Raw genomic sequence first — 14,945 nt, 5'->3', positions numbered from 1 at the left:
CAACGATCATGCCGGGACGCATCGGATTGGCGCTGGCTGCCGCGATCCTGGTGGTTGCAGCAGTGCTGCTGCCTGACAGAGCCGAGGCGCAGTTCGGCTTGCGCGGCGGTCCGGTCGGGGTTGCGCGCTTCGCCGTCGGCCACGTGATCGGCCTGTCGCGCCTGCGCCACTCCCGCATGGCGGTGCGCGGCGGCCGCTACCGCTCCGCGGCGCTGAGGTCGCAGGACCCGCGCGGGGCCGACCGCAGCCAGCTGTCGAACCCTTACGTGATGCGTGCGGCCCTCACGGCGCAGGCTGCGCTGGCGGGCTGGCAAGGCGGCCGCCGCCCGCAGGGCTGGTGGCGCCATCCCGATGGCAGCTATGGCTGGGTCGGCCCGGTGTTCTGGCCGTTCGCGCATGACGATCTCACCAATGCGATCATCTTCGGCGACACCACCAGTCTCTCGCTCTACGGCTACGGCGATATCTATGCCGCGCTGTTCACGCCCTATGCCGCCACCGAGCTTGCCGCCTACACCGTGCCGCAAGGCCGTCGCGCGCGAAAGGTCCCGACCGCGGAGACGCTGTGCGAGGCCAGCGACACCGGCGGCCTGCCGGTCGAGCGCATCGCGAGCGCCGTGCAGCCGAACGAAGCTCAGCGCACCGCGCTCGACGAGCTCTCATCCGCCTGGAATGCCGCGCGCGACACCATCCGCACCGCCTGCCCGGCGCAAACCCCAGGGAATGCGGCGGAGCGCCTCGGCCTGATGCGCGAGCGTGTCGAGGCCATGATCAAGGCCATCGACACCATGGAAGCGCCGTTGTCGAAATTCGTCGGCCTGCTCAATGACGACCAGAAAGCCCGGCTCAACGCCTTAGCCAATGAGCGTCGCGCCGCGCTGGCGTCCTACCAGTCCAAAAACGCTGACAAGAACGATATCAAGAACGCGAGCAAGAACGCTGATAAGAACGCTTCCAAGGACGCGCAGGCGGCCAAGGCCTGCCAGGCGGACTACGATCCTGTTTCCGACGAGAACGCCCAGCGCCAATACGAGCAGCTGCTCCAGCAGCAATGGCCCGCCGCCGACATCGCCACCACGCTCCAACTCGACGAGGTCGCCCGCGCCCGCTTCGAGGTGCTGCAGGACACCACGCTCCGCACCATGCAGACGCTCAGCGCCTGCCCGACCGAGCCGGCCGCAACCCCGCAGGCCCGCCTCGCCGCCGTGAAGACGCGGCTGCAGACCATGCTGCAAGCCCTCGGCGCCATCGCCGACGCGCTCGACGATTTCCAGGCCGATCTCAGCGACGAGCAAAAGGCCGGATTCGAGGCGATCGGGCCAAAGCGAGGGGCGTGAGGGGACGCCAGCTTGGAATGCCATCATATCTCCCTATGATATGCAGATAGGGATGCACATCACGGAGGGTGCTGGTGCTGGTTTCCAAATGGGGCAACAGCCTCGCAGTGCGCCTGCCCAAAGCGCTAGTTGATGAACTCGGCCTCAAGGAGGGCGACGAAATCGATATCGTGGCCACTCGCAAAGGCGCGATCGAAATCGAGACCAAGGCGGAGCAGCGTCGGCGTGCGATCGAGAACATGGAGGCGCGCAATTGGGCGGCCTTGCCCGCCGGCTACAAATTCGATCGGGACGAGGCGAACGAGCGGTGATCGCGTTCTTTGACAGCGGTGATTCTGGGACCTTCAGCGCGGCCGCAGCATCGGCGGGCTCACCATCGTCAATCCGTTCCTCGGCATGGCTCCGTGAACGCTCGCATCATCGCAAAGTCCGGATCCTTGCGCGGCTTCCATGATCACCCGCACGCCCAGTCGAACTTCATGTCCTTGAAGTCGAGCTGCGCGTTGCCGCCGCCGAAATTGTAGCCGCCGAAATATTCCTCGAACTCGATATAGAACGGGCTCATCTCCGGCACGGCCTGGCAGGGCCGCATGGTGCCGCCGAGGTGGTTGTGGGCGCGATCCTTGGCCCAGTCGTGCAGGCGGAAATTGTCGCGGCCCGGCTTGCCGCCGACATAGTAGTAATATGGCTGATAGCCGGTCGGCGGATTTTCGCGCACGTGCTCATCCTGCGGGTCCTTGCCGGCGTTGGGATCATCAGCGCGCGGCGACAGCGCGACCGCGCGCGTCTCGCTGAGATCGGCACGCGGCGGGGCTGCAAACATCTTCTTGGCGTAGCTAGGTGCGGCCTCGAAGAAGGCGCTGGCACCGCCGACATCGAGCCAGCGCGGCCGCTCCACCGTTGCCAGCGCAAGCGGCGCCGGCGGCGCGGCGAACGCGCCGTCATATTCGGCCTTCGTCAAGAGCAGCGCGGCATAGGCGTAGTCGAGAATGTCGGTCATGCGCGACAGCCGCGGATGCGACGGCCGCGCCAGCACCGCCTCGCGAATCTCGGGATCGTCGGGCGCGCCGCCGTCATTGTGATCGGGCGCCGTGGCGAAGAACGACAACGCGACGATGTCCGCGCCATGCACCCGGTAATCCTCCGGCAGCTTTAGCGTGAAGCCGTGCATCAAGGGATAGCCGGTGACGGGATCGAGCGGCCATTGCTCGGATGCAATGCCCGGCGGCAGCCCAAACACCCAGCCCTGATCACGCGCGCGATCCGCGGGCCGGTCCAGCATCTGCAAATCATAGGCACGCGAAGGCAGGGCAAGCGTCACGGGGTGTCTCCCACGAAATCAGCCTCGCCGTTGAGGCGAGGGTTGGTCGCGGGGAGGAGGGATGTGGTTCGTGAGAGGGGGCTGGGATGCTGCCAATCTGTCGGTGTTTTGCCCGACGTGTCAAATTGCGCGGCACGCGGCCGAGGCCTGCCGTAAGTCATTGATCCCAAAGCCCCTGCCTACTGTGCATGGGGTTGTTTTCGCAGTTTTGTTTGCGGCTACCCCCTTCGCCGCACCGCCGCCGCATCCACCACGTTCTCCACCTCCTCGCGCCAGCTCAGGATCTCCATCGCCAGCACGGGGTGATTGAAGCCCTTGAGCTGGAGATCGTCGAGGGCGCGGGCTTCGACGAAAGGCTCGACCATGCCGTAGACGCGGCGGCTGACCACGATCTGGTTGGGCTTGGCTTCGCTGCAGAGGCGGGAGGCGAGGTTGGTGACGCTGCCGATCGCGGCATATTCCAGCCGCTGCTCGAAGCCGACCTGGCCGAGCGTGGCATAGCCGAGCGCGACGCCGATGCCGAAGCCGAGACTATGACCGCGGTTGCGCCAGCGCTCGGTCAGGGGGCCGATCGTGTCGCGCATCTCCACTGCCATCTTCACCGCGCGCTTGGTGTGGTCCTCGAACTGGATCGGGGCGTTGAACAGGATCATCACGCCGTCGCCGGCATATTTGTCGAGCGTGCCCTCGTACTTGAAGATCAGCTGGCCAAGCGCGGCGTGATATTCGCGCAGCACGTTCATCGCCTCTTCCGGCTCGGTCGCTTCCGTGAACGCGGTGAAGCCGCGCAGGTCGCAGAACACCACCGTGACCTCGCGGCGTTGGCTGGTGAGCAACCCCTCGGGGCTGTCGGAGGAGGCGATCAGCTGCGCCACCTGCGGCGCCAGGAAACGCTCGAGCTTGCGGATGCGCTCGATCTCGCCGAGCTGGGTCCTGACGCGCTCCTCCAGCGACTTGTTCCAGTCCTTGAGCTGCTCGGTCTGCTCGCGGAGCTTGTCGGCTTGCGCGCGCACGGTCGTGTTCGCCGCCTCCAGCGCGTGGCTCTTGTGGTCGACCTCGGTAAACAGCTGCGCATTGCGCATTGCCAGCACGGCCTGGTTGGCGAAGGTGCGCATCAGGCCGATGATGCTGGGTGCGAACGCCCCGGTGGCGCGGCGCAGCACCACGAGCGAGCCGAGCGTGCCCTGCTGGTCGATCAGCGGCACCACCAGCACCGAGTTGAAGCCGGCCGCGAGCGCGGCCTCGCGCAGCGGCTGCTCGGCGGCATCGCCAAGCTCGGCCAGCGCGATCGGCGCGCCGCTGTCGGCGGCATCGCTCAGGATGTTGCCGCCTTGCGCGATGGTGACATGCGCGCCCTCGGCGGATTTGTCGATGCCGTTGGCCTCGACCAGGTTGAAGCGGCGCGCTTCGGCGTCGAAGCCGTAGATCAGCACCGCGTCGGCACGGGTGATCTCGATGGCGCGGGCGGCGATGGTTGCAAGCACCGCGTTGAGATCGAGCGAGGAGGCCACCGCGCGGCCGACCTCCTCCAGCACCTTGAGCTCGTGGATCGACTGCGCGAGATCGCGGGTGCGCTCCTCGACCTTGCTCTCCAGGTTCGAATAGGTCTCCTGGATCTGGTCGGCCATGCGGTTGAACTGCCCGGCGAGGTCTTCCAGCTCGTCGGAGGTGTGCACGTCGATGCGGTGGCTGAAATCGCCTTCGCCGAGCTTATGCGCACCGTCGCGCAGCGCCGTGATCGGGATGATCATGCGGCGGGCGAGCAGCGTGCCGGCGAGGATCGCGACCATCAGGCCCATGCCGATCAGAAGCGCGATGCGCACCAGCTGGTCGCGGATCGGCATCAGGGCCTGCGTGGTCGGTTGCTCGAACAGCACGCTCCAGCCGAGCTTCGGCACGATGCTCGCGGCGCTCATCACCGCATGGCCGTTGAAGTCGGTGCCCGACGTCTCGGCTTCGTGGCCGGGCGCGATCGCGGCCGCCACCTGCGGCAGTTTGGAGAGGTCCTTGCCGATCTCGGGCCCTTTCGATGACGTCGCCAGCACCCGGCCGCGCGGATCGACGACATAGGCGAAGGCGGCCTTGCCGACTTGCGCGTCGGACAGGAAGTCGGAGAGGAAACCGAGGTCGATCTCGGCCACGGTGACGCCGGCATTGAAGCCGGAATGCGCCACCGAGATCGACATCAACGGCGTCCGGTCGGCGAACCAGGCCGGCGCGTAGGTGACGCCGCGGGCGACGGCGTCGGTGAAGCGCACGTCGCGGGAGAGGTCGGCATTGCCGCCGGTCGTGGTCGATTGCCTGGAGACGCGCAGCACCTCGCGGCCGTCGCCGTTGAGCTGGAACAGCTGGTTGACGACGGAAACCTGATGCAGCAGCGACGCATAGTCGGCGCGGCGCTTCTCCAGCGTGTCCTGGCTCGCGCGCGTCACCCAGCTGATCTGGCGGTCGAGCTCGGAAATCGCCTGCTCGATGCGCCGGGCGGCCGCCTGCGCCTTGTCCTCCAGGCCGTCGGTCAGCTGTGTCCGTGTCGCGCGGTAGGAGATCCAGGTCTCCATCGCCCCGTTGACGGCAAGGACGAACACGACGAGGCCGACGAGGGAGACGACGTATTTGGCGAACAGGCCCTCGCGCAGAGATCGTGTCTTGTCGTTCGCTCCTGCCATCCCGATCCTCTCGCGCCGCCACTGACGCTGCGCGCTATGGGCCGTACAGGCCCTTCCAAGCCGTTTTAGCACAATTTGGACCGAAGGGCCGTCGCGCGGCCGGGGACCGGCCGGTGTGGTTACCCCCTGTGGCCTCCTGGGCAGGTGGACGGGCGGCGATGGTCGCAGCCCGATCTGTTCGAAGGAGGGAGCTTAGCGGTTGAAGAGCTGCCGCAGCACGTCGTTCATTGGCTGACTGTCCTGCTGCGCGGCCGGCGGGTCCTCCAGGGCGGGGGCCGCAGGCGAGGCCTGCGGCGCCGGCGTGGAGGGCGTTGCCGGCAGGCTGCGGCTGCGGCCGGTACCGGTGCCAGTGCCGCTCCCCGCGCCGCTGGAGAGACCCTGCTGGATCAGATTGCCGATCGCTTCCCCGAGCGGGCCCCCGAGCAGATTGTTCTGCCCCGGTTGCTGGCCTTGCGGATTGGCATTGCCGGTTGCATTGCCGCCCGGCAGGGCGGTGCCGCCAAGACCGAGGCTGCCGAGGATGTTGCCGAGTCCGGCGCCCTCGGGGCCGAACAGGCCCTTGCCCATCTCGCGCAGCTTGGCATAGGCGGCGTCGGGATTGTCCAGCATGCCGGCCATGTCGGGATAGATCCGCGGCTGCGACCAGGAGCCCTGGATCATCACGGGAATGCCGAAGCCGACCGGCTCGGAGGTGCGGCCCTGGCCTTCGGTCGTCATCACGAGCTTGGGCTCGACGCGAAAGCCCATCATCTTGGTGTCGAGCGCGATGGTGCCGGCGCCGGTGACGCGCACCAGCGGCCCGATCAGGTTGAGATCGGTCGTCACGGCCTGGCCCTTGTCGATGCGGAAGGACGCCGAGAGCTGCGACAGATCCGTGCTCTGCTCCTGGCTCGGGTCCTGGTTTCCGTTCTGGCTTCCTTGCCAGCCGGAGAGCGTGCTCGTCGTCAGCGAGCGGATCATCTGCGCGACATTGATGCCGCGGATCGCGCCGTCCTGGAAATTGACGAAGGCCGTGCCCTGCATGTTCGCCATCAGCGCACGCTGGCTGTTGCCGGCGCTGCGCAGGGCGAGCTTTGCCTGCAGCTTGCCGTCGATGCGATCGAACTCCGCAAGGCTCTGGAGCAGCGGCAGCGCGCGCACGCCGACGAGGTCGGAATGCATCGCAAAGCTCGGCGCGCCGGTGGTCGCGTCCAGGATCACCTCGCCCGAGACCTGGCCGCCATAGGCGCCGAGATTGGCCGTGCCGGCCTTCAGCACGCCGCCGGCGAGCTTGGCGTCGAGCGCCAGCGGCGCAATTCGCGCATCGCCGATCACGGCCTCATTGGCGGAGATCCGCACCTGCGCATCGACGTAATTGAGCCCGGCCACGTCGATCGGCACGTTGCTCCAGGGCTGCCCGGACACGCTTTCCGGCGATTTCGCCAGCGGCATGGCGAGCCGCTGGAAGTCGAGATCGACCTTGACCAGCGGCTTGCTCGCGATGTCGACGGAAGCCCAGCCGTTGAAGGCGCCGTCGCCGAGCCTGCCGTTCACGCCGTTGATCATCACGACATTGCCGCTCAGCCGCATCTCGGCCTGGCCGGTGAGCTGGGATTTCAGCACGCTGGGCATGTCGACGGCGAAATCCACCTGAAACGCCGGTCGTTCGGCCGGCGAGGCCGCCTTGATGTCGAACTTGGTCGGGTGATCGCCGACGCGCGCGGTGCCGGTGATATTGACCTTGCGGCCGCGGTCCAGGGTCGCGTCGGCGTTGATGGCGCTGATGCGGCCCTCGACACGGTCGCGCAGGCGCGAGAATGCCACCTCGCCGTCGGTGATCTTGATGCGGTCGATGGTGGCGCCTTTGGTGTCGAGCGCGAGCGGCTTCGAAGGGGCGGCTGCATTCGGCAGGCGCTCGCGCAGCAGCGGCTGGTAGAGCACGGGATGGGTGACGACGAGCTCGCTGATCTCGGGCGTGCCCGACCACACGCTGGCGAGCGACATGTCGGCCTGCACACGGTCGATCGTCAGGCGCGTGATGCCGCTGCGGTCCTTGGGGTCGGCAAGCGTGAGGTCGTTCAGCGTGACGTTCAGCGTCGGCCACAGGCTGATCTTGGTGGTGCCGTCGATCGACAGCCGATAGCCGGTCGCACTCTCGAGGCGCGAGGCGATCGTCGAGGTCAGAAAGCCCGAGGGGATCCCGACCACGAGCAGAAGTGCTATCACGACGATGACGGCGGCCAAAGCCCCGCCGACGAATTTCAATGCTCTCATGTCGACTTTCCAGCGACGGACAATCCGCGCCGAACCCGGCCGATCACCCGTCCTTTGCGCCCGGAGTTTATCCCCGGACGGGAAGCGGCTCCAAGCGCGTAAAAATAGTCAGGGGGTGCTGCAAAGTTATGTGACTTATGACACACTTCTTCAGCGCGGTTTTACGCGATCCTGAAGTTGATGGTTTCAAGCGATTTGCCAAGACGATTTGCCGAGAGACGATGACCAGGACGTTCACGAGGACATTGACATGAGCAAGCAGGCCGAATTTGCGGTCATCCTGAAGATGAACCCGATGTTCGCCGATCTCGGCGCAGACGAGCTCCAGCGGCTGTCCAATCTCTGCCACACTCAGCATTTGGCCAGCGGCGAGGTGCTGTTCCAGAAGGGCGATCCCGGCAATGCGCTGTTCGGCGTGCGCCGCGGCCAGGTCCGCATCGAGACCGGCGCCGCCGACGGCAGCCGGCTGACGCTGAACTTCATGGGGCCGGGCGACCTGTTCGGCGAGGTCGCGGTGCTGGACGGCCAGAACCGGACGGCGGACGCGACCGCGGGCGAGGCCAGCGAATTGTTCGTACTGCGGCGCGAAGACTTCCTCGGCTTCCTCGAGCGCGAGCCCAAGGTCGCGATCAAGATCATCGCGCTGCTGTGCCAGCGCATCCGCTGGCAGAGCGAGCGCATGGAAGAATCCATGCTGCAGCCGCTGCCGGTGCGGTTGGCGCGGCGGCTCTGCGCGCTCGCCGCCGATTTCGGTTCCGAGGTCCACATCTCGCAGGAGCAGCTCGGCGTCTTCGTCGGCGCCGCCCGCGAAAGCGTCAACCGCCAGCTCCAGGCCTGGCGCAAGGAAGCGATCCTCGATCTCCAGCGCGGCCGGATCCTGCTGCGGAACATGACCAAGCTGACCGCGATCGCGCGGAACGAGTAGGGTCAACCTATCGGAAGCCGACGTCGGCGGACACGATCGCGGTCGATGGTAATGATGCTGCCCCGAATCTCGTCCTCGGTCAGGGCAGACAGAACCTCCGCGAGCCTGGTTCGGACACCCGCCTCGGTCCAGTCGCCGCCTCGGAAAAGAATGAGGCTTGGGCTGTCGCTGCCTGCAGTCGCAATGAGGCGAGGATAGTCGAGGTCTGCCGTCACGACCGTGCGTCCCTCCTGGCGAGCGCAATCGATGATTTCAACATCGCTGGCAGCAAAAAGACCTATCGAGGAAGCGTGAACGGCGTCATGCCCCACTTCGGTCAGCCAATGCGACAGCACCGGCGAGAGAGGCATGTCGATGATGAATTTCACTTCGCCGGGACTGTCGGATGCAGCTCGACAGCCTCATCCTCGGCAAGGAAGGCCGCGTATCGCAGCGCTTCATCAATATCTTCACGTTCGAGATACGGGTAATCGTTCAAAACAGTTTCGCGTGTCTCGCCGGCGGCCAACAGGCCGAGCAGCCGCGCAACCGGGAAACGCAGCCCGCGAATACAGGGCTTGCCGGTGCAGACTGCGGGGTCGATCGTTATGCGCGTAAACGTCATAAGGACAACATAGCGTCTGCACGCGCCTTTTGCCAGTGCGCGCCCGGCGAGCCGCTTGACCCTACTCCGCCGCGGGCCGTGCGACGCTCGTCACCGCCGGCCTGGCTTCCGCCGGCGCAGCCCCATGATGGTCCGTCTCCGCATCCTCGCTGTGTACGATCAGCCGCTTGGCGAACCGCCAGATCAGGGCGCCGAAATCGTCCATCACCATGAACATCGCGGGCACGAACACCAGCGACAGCAGGGTCGAGAAGATCAGGCCGCCGATCACCGCGAGCGCCATCGGCGAGCGGAATTCGCCGCCGGCGCCGACGGCCAGGGCGCTCGGCATCATGCCCGCGGCCATCGCGATCGTGGTCATCACGATCGGACGGGCGCGCTTCATGCCGGCGTCGATCATGGCCTCCTCGCGCGGCGTGCCGGCCTTGATAGACTCGATGGCGAATTCCACCAGCATGATCGCGTTCTTGGTGACGATGCCCATCAGCATCAGGATGCCGATCCACACTGGCGTGGTGAGCTGCTTGCCGGTGACGAGCAGGGCCGCGATGGCGCCGCCGATCGAGAGCGGCAGCGAGAACAGGATGGTGATCGGCTGCAGGAAGGTGCCGAACAGCAGCACCAGCACCGCATAGACCATCATCAGCCCCGCCGTGATGGCGGTCGCGAACCCCTCGGACAATTCGTTCAGGCTTTCGGCATCGCCCGAGGGCGAGACCTTCACGCCCTTCGGCAGGGTCTTCATGACCGGCAGGTCGTAGATCTTCCTGGTGGCATCGCCGAGCGCGGCGGAGCCGACGAGGTCGGCGGCAACGGTCGCCTGCCGTTCGCGATCGTAGCGGCCGATGCTGGTCGGACCCTGGTCGAGCTTGACGTCGGCGATGACCGAAAGCGGCACGCCGCCCTTCTCGCCGCGCTCGCCGAGCGGCACGCGGAGCTGCTCCAGCGTCTTCAGATCGCCGCGGGCGGCGTCCTCGAGCTGCACGCGGATCGGCACCAGGCGGTCGCCCACGTCGAACTTGGCGAGTGCCGGTCCGACGTCGCCGATGGTGGCGACACGGATGGTCTGCGACAGGCTTTCGGTGGAGACGCCGAGCCGCGCGGCGAGATCGGCGCGCGGCTCGATGCGCAGTTCGGGGCGCTCCAGCGAAGTTTCGGAGATGACGTTGGCGATGGTCGGAATGCGCTTCATCTGCGTCGCAAGCTCGCTCGCGACGTTGTTGACGATGTTGGGATCGACGCCGGTCACCACCAGCGAGATCGCGCGCAGGCCGTTCTCGTCCAGGAACCAGAAGCGGATATCGGGAACGTTCTCCAGCTCCTGGCTGATCGAGAATTCGAGCTCGCGCTGGGTGATGTCGCGGCTGTCCTTGGGCGTGTAATTGATGATCAGGGCGGCGCGGCGCACCTCCTGGGTGCCCGGCGGGACGCGGCCGCCATCGACGAAGATGCTCTTGACCTCGGGCCGCTTGCGCAGGCGCGCGACGATGTCCTCGGTGACCTTCTCGGTGTAGGCGAGCTGGGTGCCCGGCGGCAGCTCGAGCGCAAGCAGCGATCGCGCGCTGTCCTGGGCCGGCAGGAAGCCCTGCGGTAGCAGCGTGATGCTCCAGATCGAGGCGGCGAAGACGCCGAGCCCTATCAGCACCGTGATGAAGTAGTGCTTCACCGACCAGGCAACGATGCGATGATAGGAGCGCAGGATGGGACCGGGCGGTGGCTCCTCGTGCGTGCTGTGCTTGAGGAAATAGGCGGCCAGCACCGGCGTGACGAAGCGCGCGGCGAGCAGCGAGAAGAACACCTGCACCGAGACGGTGATGCCGAACTGCTTGAAGAACTGTCCGGCAATGCCCGACATGAAGCTCGCAGGCGCGAAGATGGCGATGATGGTCAGCGAGATCGCGATGACGGCGAGGCCGATCTCGTCGGCGGCCTCGAGCGCGGCCCGGTAGGGCGACTTGCCCATGTTCATGTGCCGGACGATGTTCTCGATCTCGACGATGGCATCGTCGACAAGAATGCCGGTCGAGAGCGTGATGGCGAGGAAGCTGACGAGGTTCAGCGAGAAGCCGAGCAGGTCCATCGCCCAGAATGCCGGGAAGATCGACAGCGGCAGCGAGATCGCGGCGATGATGGTGGCGCGCAGGTCGCGCAGGAACAAGAGCACGATGATCACGGCGAGGATCGCGCCTTCGAACAGGGTCGAGATCGCCGCGTGGTAATTGCCGTTGGTGTATTCGACCGAGGTGTCGATCACCTTCAGGTCGACGTCGGGATAGGCCGCTTTCAGCGCATCAATGCGCTTCTGCACGGCCTCGGCCACCTTCACGTCGCTGGCGCCCTTGGAGCGTTTGATGCCGAGCGCGACCACCGGCTCGCCGTTGAAGCGGGCGAAGGTGCGGCGGTCGGCGATGGTGTCGGTGACGGTACCGAGATCGTCGAGCCGGACCTCGCCGCCGCCGAACAGCGGGATCATGGTGCCGGCGAGATCGCCAAGCGTCTTGGCGCCGGCGAGCGTGCGGATCGCCTGGTCGTTCTTGCCGATCTCGGCGCGGCCGCCGGCGACGTCGACATTGGTGCCGCGCAGGCTCTGGCTGACATTGACCGCGGTCAGGCCCATCGCCTGCAGGCGATCGGGATCCAGCGAGACCAGGATCTCGCGCTCGACGCCGCCGATGCGCTCGACCTGGGCGACGCCGCGCACGCCTTGCAGCGCGCGCTTGACCACGTCGTCGACGAAATAGGAGAGCTGCTCCGGCGTCTTGCCGGGCGAGATCGCGGCATAGGTCACGATCGGCAGGCCGATGACGTCGACGCGCTGGATCAGCGGCTCGGTGACGTTCTGCGGCAGGTTGGAGCGCACGCGCGTCACCGCGTCCTTGACGTCGTTGAGCGCACGGTCCGTGTTGGTCTCGAGCGCGAACTGGATCGTGGTGACCGACAGGCCGTCGGTGATCGACGATGTGATGTGTCTGACGCCCTCGACGCCGGAGACCGCGTCTTCAACCGTCTTGGTGACCTGAGATTCGAGCTCGGCCGGCGCTGCGCCGAACTGCGATACCGCCACCGAGATCACGGGGATGTCGGCCGAGGGCAGCCGTGTGATCGCGAGCTTGGTGAAGGACACCCAGCCGAGGACCAGCAGGATGATCGAGAAGACGACCGACGGGAGCGGATTGCGGATCGACCATGCCGAGATATTGAGAGCCATCAGCGTACCCGCGTGCGATCGAGTTCATCGGCGAACATGGTCTTGATCTGGTCGCCGTCATGGAGCGAAGAGCCGGCGTCGGCCACGACGATTTCGCCGACCTGCAGCCCTTCCAGGATTTCCGTCGCGCTGTCGGACGACAATCCGACCCGCACCTTGCGTGTCTCGACGACATTGCCCTTGACGACCTGCACCGTGAGGTGATCGATCGCGGTCTTCGGGATCGAGACGCCGCAGCTTCGCTTGGCGTCGATCGAGGCGCGAGCGAACACGCCGACCTTGAGCGAGGGGTTGTTGGCGACGCTGATGCGGACCCGCCCGAGTTGCGTGGCGCGGTCGATCTCGGGTGCAACCAGCCGGACCCGCCCGATCAGGTCGGGCGCATCGTCGCGGCTGATCCGCACGGTGGCGCCGGAGGTGAGCTTGGACATGTGCACCGCCGGGACCTGGGCGTCGAGCTCGATCTCGTTGTTGACGGCAATGCGGAACATCGGACCGGCCTGCGGCGAGGCCGGCGCGCCGACGATGGTGCGGACTTCGGTGACAAGGCCCGGCGCGGGGGCTTTCAGCGAGATCGGGCCCTGCGGGCCGGGCCGCTGCGGCTGGCCCGGAATCTGCGGCGGCGCGGTCAGGCGCGCCAGCTCCTGGTTGTCGGCGACGATTGTGCCCTCGGTGACCAGGAGGTCGGTGACCCTGGATCCTTCCTGATCGGCAACGACCACCGCCTCGCGGCGCGGCACGAAGAAGCCGGTCACCCGCACCAGATCGGAGAAGCAGGCATTGGTCGACTTCGTCACGATGACGAGCGCCTCGCTTTGCGTCTCCTTCGGCTCGGGACGCTTGCGATGCTCGAACAGATAATAGCCGATGCCGAGCGCGGCGACGAACAGCACGGTTCCGGCCGGCTTGAGATATTCAGTCAAATTCATCGCCGGATCATCCTGACCTGGCTCACGGCCATCCGCGCGCGGCCCAAACGGAGCGCTTTTCTGACATGAAGCGGCGTCCCGCAAGGCTGCGGGACGCGCTTTGGAAACGAGACCTTACACGACATCACGACTTGTCACTGGCAATGGATTCGTCGTGCTCACTTCGATGCGGTGGTCTTGTTTTCCATGTTGACGACCTGCACGCGCCGGTTGGCCTCCGCCAGCGGCTGGTTCGGGTCCTTGAGCTTGCTCTTGCCGTAGCCGACGGTGACGAGATCGGTCGCGGAGATGCTGTACTTCTCGACCAGGTAGCGCTTGATCGAATCGGCGCGACGCTCCGAGAGGTCCTGGTTGTAGGCCTCGCCGCCGGCGGCGTCGGTATGACCGGCGACCACGAAGGTCGAGCCCTTCAGGTCCGGGCTGGTCAAGGCGCGGCCCAGCGCCTGCACCGAGGGCAGCGACTTGGCGCTGATATTGGCGGAGTTGTAGTCGAACGTAATCTCGAGATCGATGTTCGGCTTGTCCTTGGCGGCCAAGGCGATTTCCTCGCGCTCGGTCGACGACAGCGAACGCGTCGAGCGGCCGCGCACCGACTGGATCAGCTTGGAGTCGGTCGCGCTCGGTGCAGGGGCGGTCTGCGGACCGATCGAGAGGCCGCGCGTCAAGGGCTTCTTCGGCGCCGGCGCCAGCGCGCGGACGATCTCGTCCTCGGTGACATTCTTGCTGTTGCCGTCATCGCCCGCATATGCAGCCGAGGTCGGCAGCGACAGCGCGGCGCCGACCGTGACGATGGACAGAATCGCGGTAAGCCAATTTGCAGCCGATCTCATTCCCAGTCCCTCCTGCGCAGCCAGCTCACGTGCTCTCAAAATTCAAGCAACACGCCCCCGAAAAAGCCTGTTGCGGCATCCGCCCATTGGTCTTCCCAGGGCTGTTCAAGGTTCGAGCCTTGGACGGGGGCCCGACTCAAAAAAATACTAGCGCACTCCGTAGCTTGCGAATTCCTGAACGATGTTCGGATCCATCGCCTTGGCATTGGCGATGTCCAGCGCCCCCTCCTGGGCCGAGCCGTTGCGTTGCTTGGCAAGGCCGCGTCCGTAGAGCGAGGACGTCAGGCGCGGGTTGATCTTCAGGGCCGCGTCGAAATCGGCGATCGCATTCTTCACCGCGCCCGACTTGAGATTGACGAGCCCGCGGCTGTCCAGTGCATCGACGAAGTTCGGCCGCAGCCGCAGCGCCTCGTTGCAATCCTTCAGCGCGGCCTGGAGGTCGCCGACCACGGTGCGGGTCCAGCAGCGGTTGTTGAGGGCCTCGACGTCCTTCGAATTGATCCGGAGGGTGTCGTCGAAATCCTTGATGGCGAGGCTGTAGGCGCCCTTGCTGGCATAAACCTGGCCGCGGCGGTACAGCGCGTTCACGTCGTCAGGGTTGGCGGCAATCTTGGCGGTCAGGCTCTTGATCGTGGGATCGTCAGCCAGGGCGGCAGCGCTCGGCCCACCGTCCGTGCTCGGCGCCGGAACGGGATCAACCGGCTTCACCGGCGGTGGCGGCGGGGGCAGGGCGGCCTCGATCTGCGGCCTCGGGGTGGGAGCAGGCGCCGGCGCCGGTGCCGCGACTGGAGCCGCAGGGGCCGGAGGCGCAGGAGCCGCAGCCGCGCTGTCGGCCGGCTTCGGCGGCGGTGGTGGGGTCGGCGGTGCGGGAG

The 14,945-nt window shown here is 66.4% G+C and carries 12 protein-coding genes; 3 read left to right on the top strand and 9 right to left on the bottom strand.

What is annotated here, in order from left to right; translation table 11 throughout:
- The first annotated feature begins 8 nt into the window (after positions 1 to 8).
- Positions 9 to 1,337: a Spy/CpxP family protein refolding chaperone gene (locus I6F17_RS32545; RefSeq protein ID WP_225131132.1), complete on the top strand. Its 1,329-nt coding sequence runs from the start codon at positions 9 to 11 to the stop codon at positions 1,335 to 1,337.
- 74 nt (positions 1,338 to 1,411) lie between these two features.
- Positions 1,412 to 1,648, top strand: coding sequence for an AbrB/MazE/SpoVT family DNA-binding domain-containing protein (locus tag I6F17_RS32540; protein WP_036015962.1), 237 nt, complete (start codon positions 1,412 to 1,414; stop codon positions 1,646 to 1,648).
- Between the two features lie 143 nt (positions 1,649 to 1,791).
- Here I6F17_RS32540 and I6F17_RS32535 read toward each other — a convergent pair whose 3' ends face one another.
- The 3 genes from I6F17_RS32535 to I6F17_RS32525 form a co-directional block, all read right to left on the bottom strand.
- Positions 1,792 to 2,658, bottom strand: coding sequence for a hypothetical protein (locus I6F17_RS32535; protein ID WP_225131133.1), 867 nt, complete (start codon positions 2,656 to 2,658; stop codon positions 1,792 to 1,794).
- A 218-nt stretch (positions 2,659 to 2,876) separates the two neighbouring features.
- Positions 2,877 to 5,324, bottom strand: coding sequence for an adenylate/guanylate cyclase domain-containing protein (locus tag I6F17_RS32530; protein ID WP_225132175.1), 2,448 nt, complete (start codon positions 5,322 to 5,324; stop codon positions 2,877 to 2,879).
- 192 nt (positions 5,325 to 5,516) lie between these two features.
- Complete coding sequence (locus tag I6F17_RS32525; RefSeq protein WP_225132174.1) at positions 5,517 to 7,577, bottom strand: AsmA family protein; 2,061 nt, start codon at positions 7,575 to 7,577, stop codon at positions 5,517 to 5,519.
- A 250-nt stretch (positions 7,578 to 7,827) separates the two neighbouring features.
- On the opposite strand from I6F17_RS32525, the gene I6F17_RS32520 reads away from it, so the two are divergent.
- Positions 7,828 to 8,502: a Crp/Fnr family transcriptional regulator gene (locus I6F17_RS32520; protein ID WP_036044931.1), complete on the top strand. Its 675-nt coding sequence runs from the start codon at positions 7,828 to 7,830 to the stop codon at positions 8,500 to 8,502.
- Between the two features lie 2 nt (positions 8,503 to 8,504).
- Here the strand turns inward: I6F17_RS32520 and I6F17_RS32515 are convergent, their stop codons facing one another.
- The 6 genes from I6F17_RS32515 to I6F17_RS32490 form a co-directional block, all read right to left on the bottom strand.
- Positions 8,505 to 8,870 (bottom strand): DUF5615 family PIN-like protein, encoded by a 366-nt coding sequence (locus I6F17_RS32515; RefSeq protein ID WP_225132173.1) that lies wholly within the window; start codon positions 8,868 to 8,870, stop codon positions 8,505 to 8,507.
- Positions 8,867 to 9,106 (bottom strand): DUF433 domain-containing protein, encoded by a 240-nt coding sequence (locus tag I6F17_RS32510; RefSeq protein WP_225132172.1) that lies wholly within the window; start codon positions 9,104 to 9,106, stop codon positions 8,867 to 8,869. Before I6F17_RS32510 ends, I6F17_RS32515 begins: the two co-directional genes overlap by 4 nt.
- Before the next feature lie 61 nt (positions 9,107 to 9,167).
- A complete protein-coding gene (locus tag I6F17_RS32505) occupies positions 9,168 to 12,314 on the bottom strand; it encodes an efflux RND transporter permease subunit (protein ID WP_225132171.1) in 3,147 nt (1,048 codons plus the stop codon).
- Positions 12,314 to 13,243 carry an efflux RND transporter periplasmic adaptor subunit gene (locus tag I6F17_RS32500; RefSeq protein ID WP_036015974.1) on the bottom strand — a complete coding sequence of 310 codons (930 nt, stop codon included), beginning with the start codon at positions 13,241 to 13,243 and terminating at the stop codon, positions 12,314 to 12,316. The genes I6F17_RS32505 and I6F17_RS32500 overlap by 1 nt, the downstream gene beginning before the upstream one ends.
- Positions 13,244 to 13,401: 158 nt before the next feature.
- On the bottom strand, positions 13,402 to 14,073 hold the full coding sequence (locus tag I6F17_RS32495; protein ID WP_225132170.1) for an OmpA family protein: 672 nt from the start codon (positions 14,071 to 14,073) through the stop codon (positions 13,402 to 13,404).
- Between the two features lie 147 nt (positions 14,074 to 14,220).
- Positions 14,221 to 14,945, bottom strand: a 725-nt coding sequence (locus I6F17_RS32490) for a tetratricopeptide repeat protein (RefSeq protein ID WP_225190462.1), incomplete at its 5' end; no start/stop codon positions are given.

Source organism: Bradyrhizobium sp. NBAIM18 (genome assembly GCF_020193825.1).
Classification (GTDB): Bacteria; Pseudomonadota; Alphaproteobacteria; order Rhizobiales; family Xanthobacteraceae; genus Bradyrhizobium; species Bradyrhizobium yuanmingense.
This window is presented reverse-complemented; position numbering and strand designations above follow the sequence as displayed.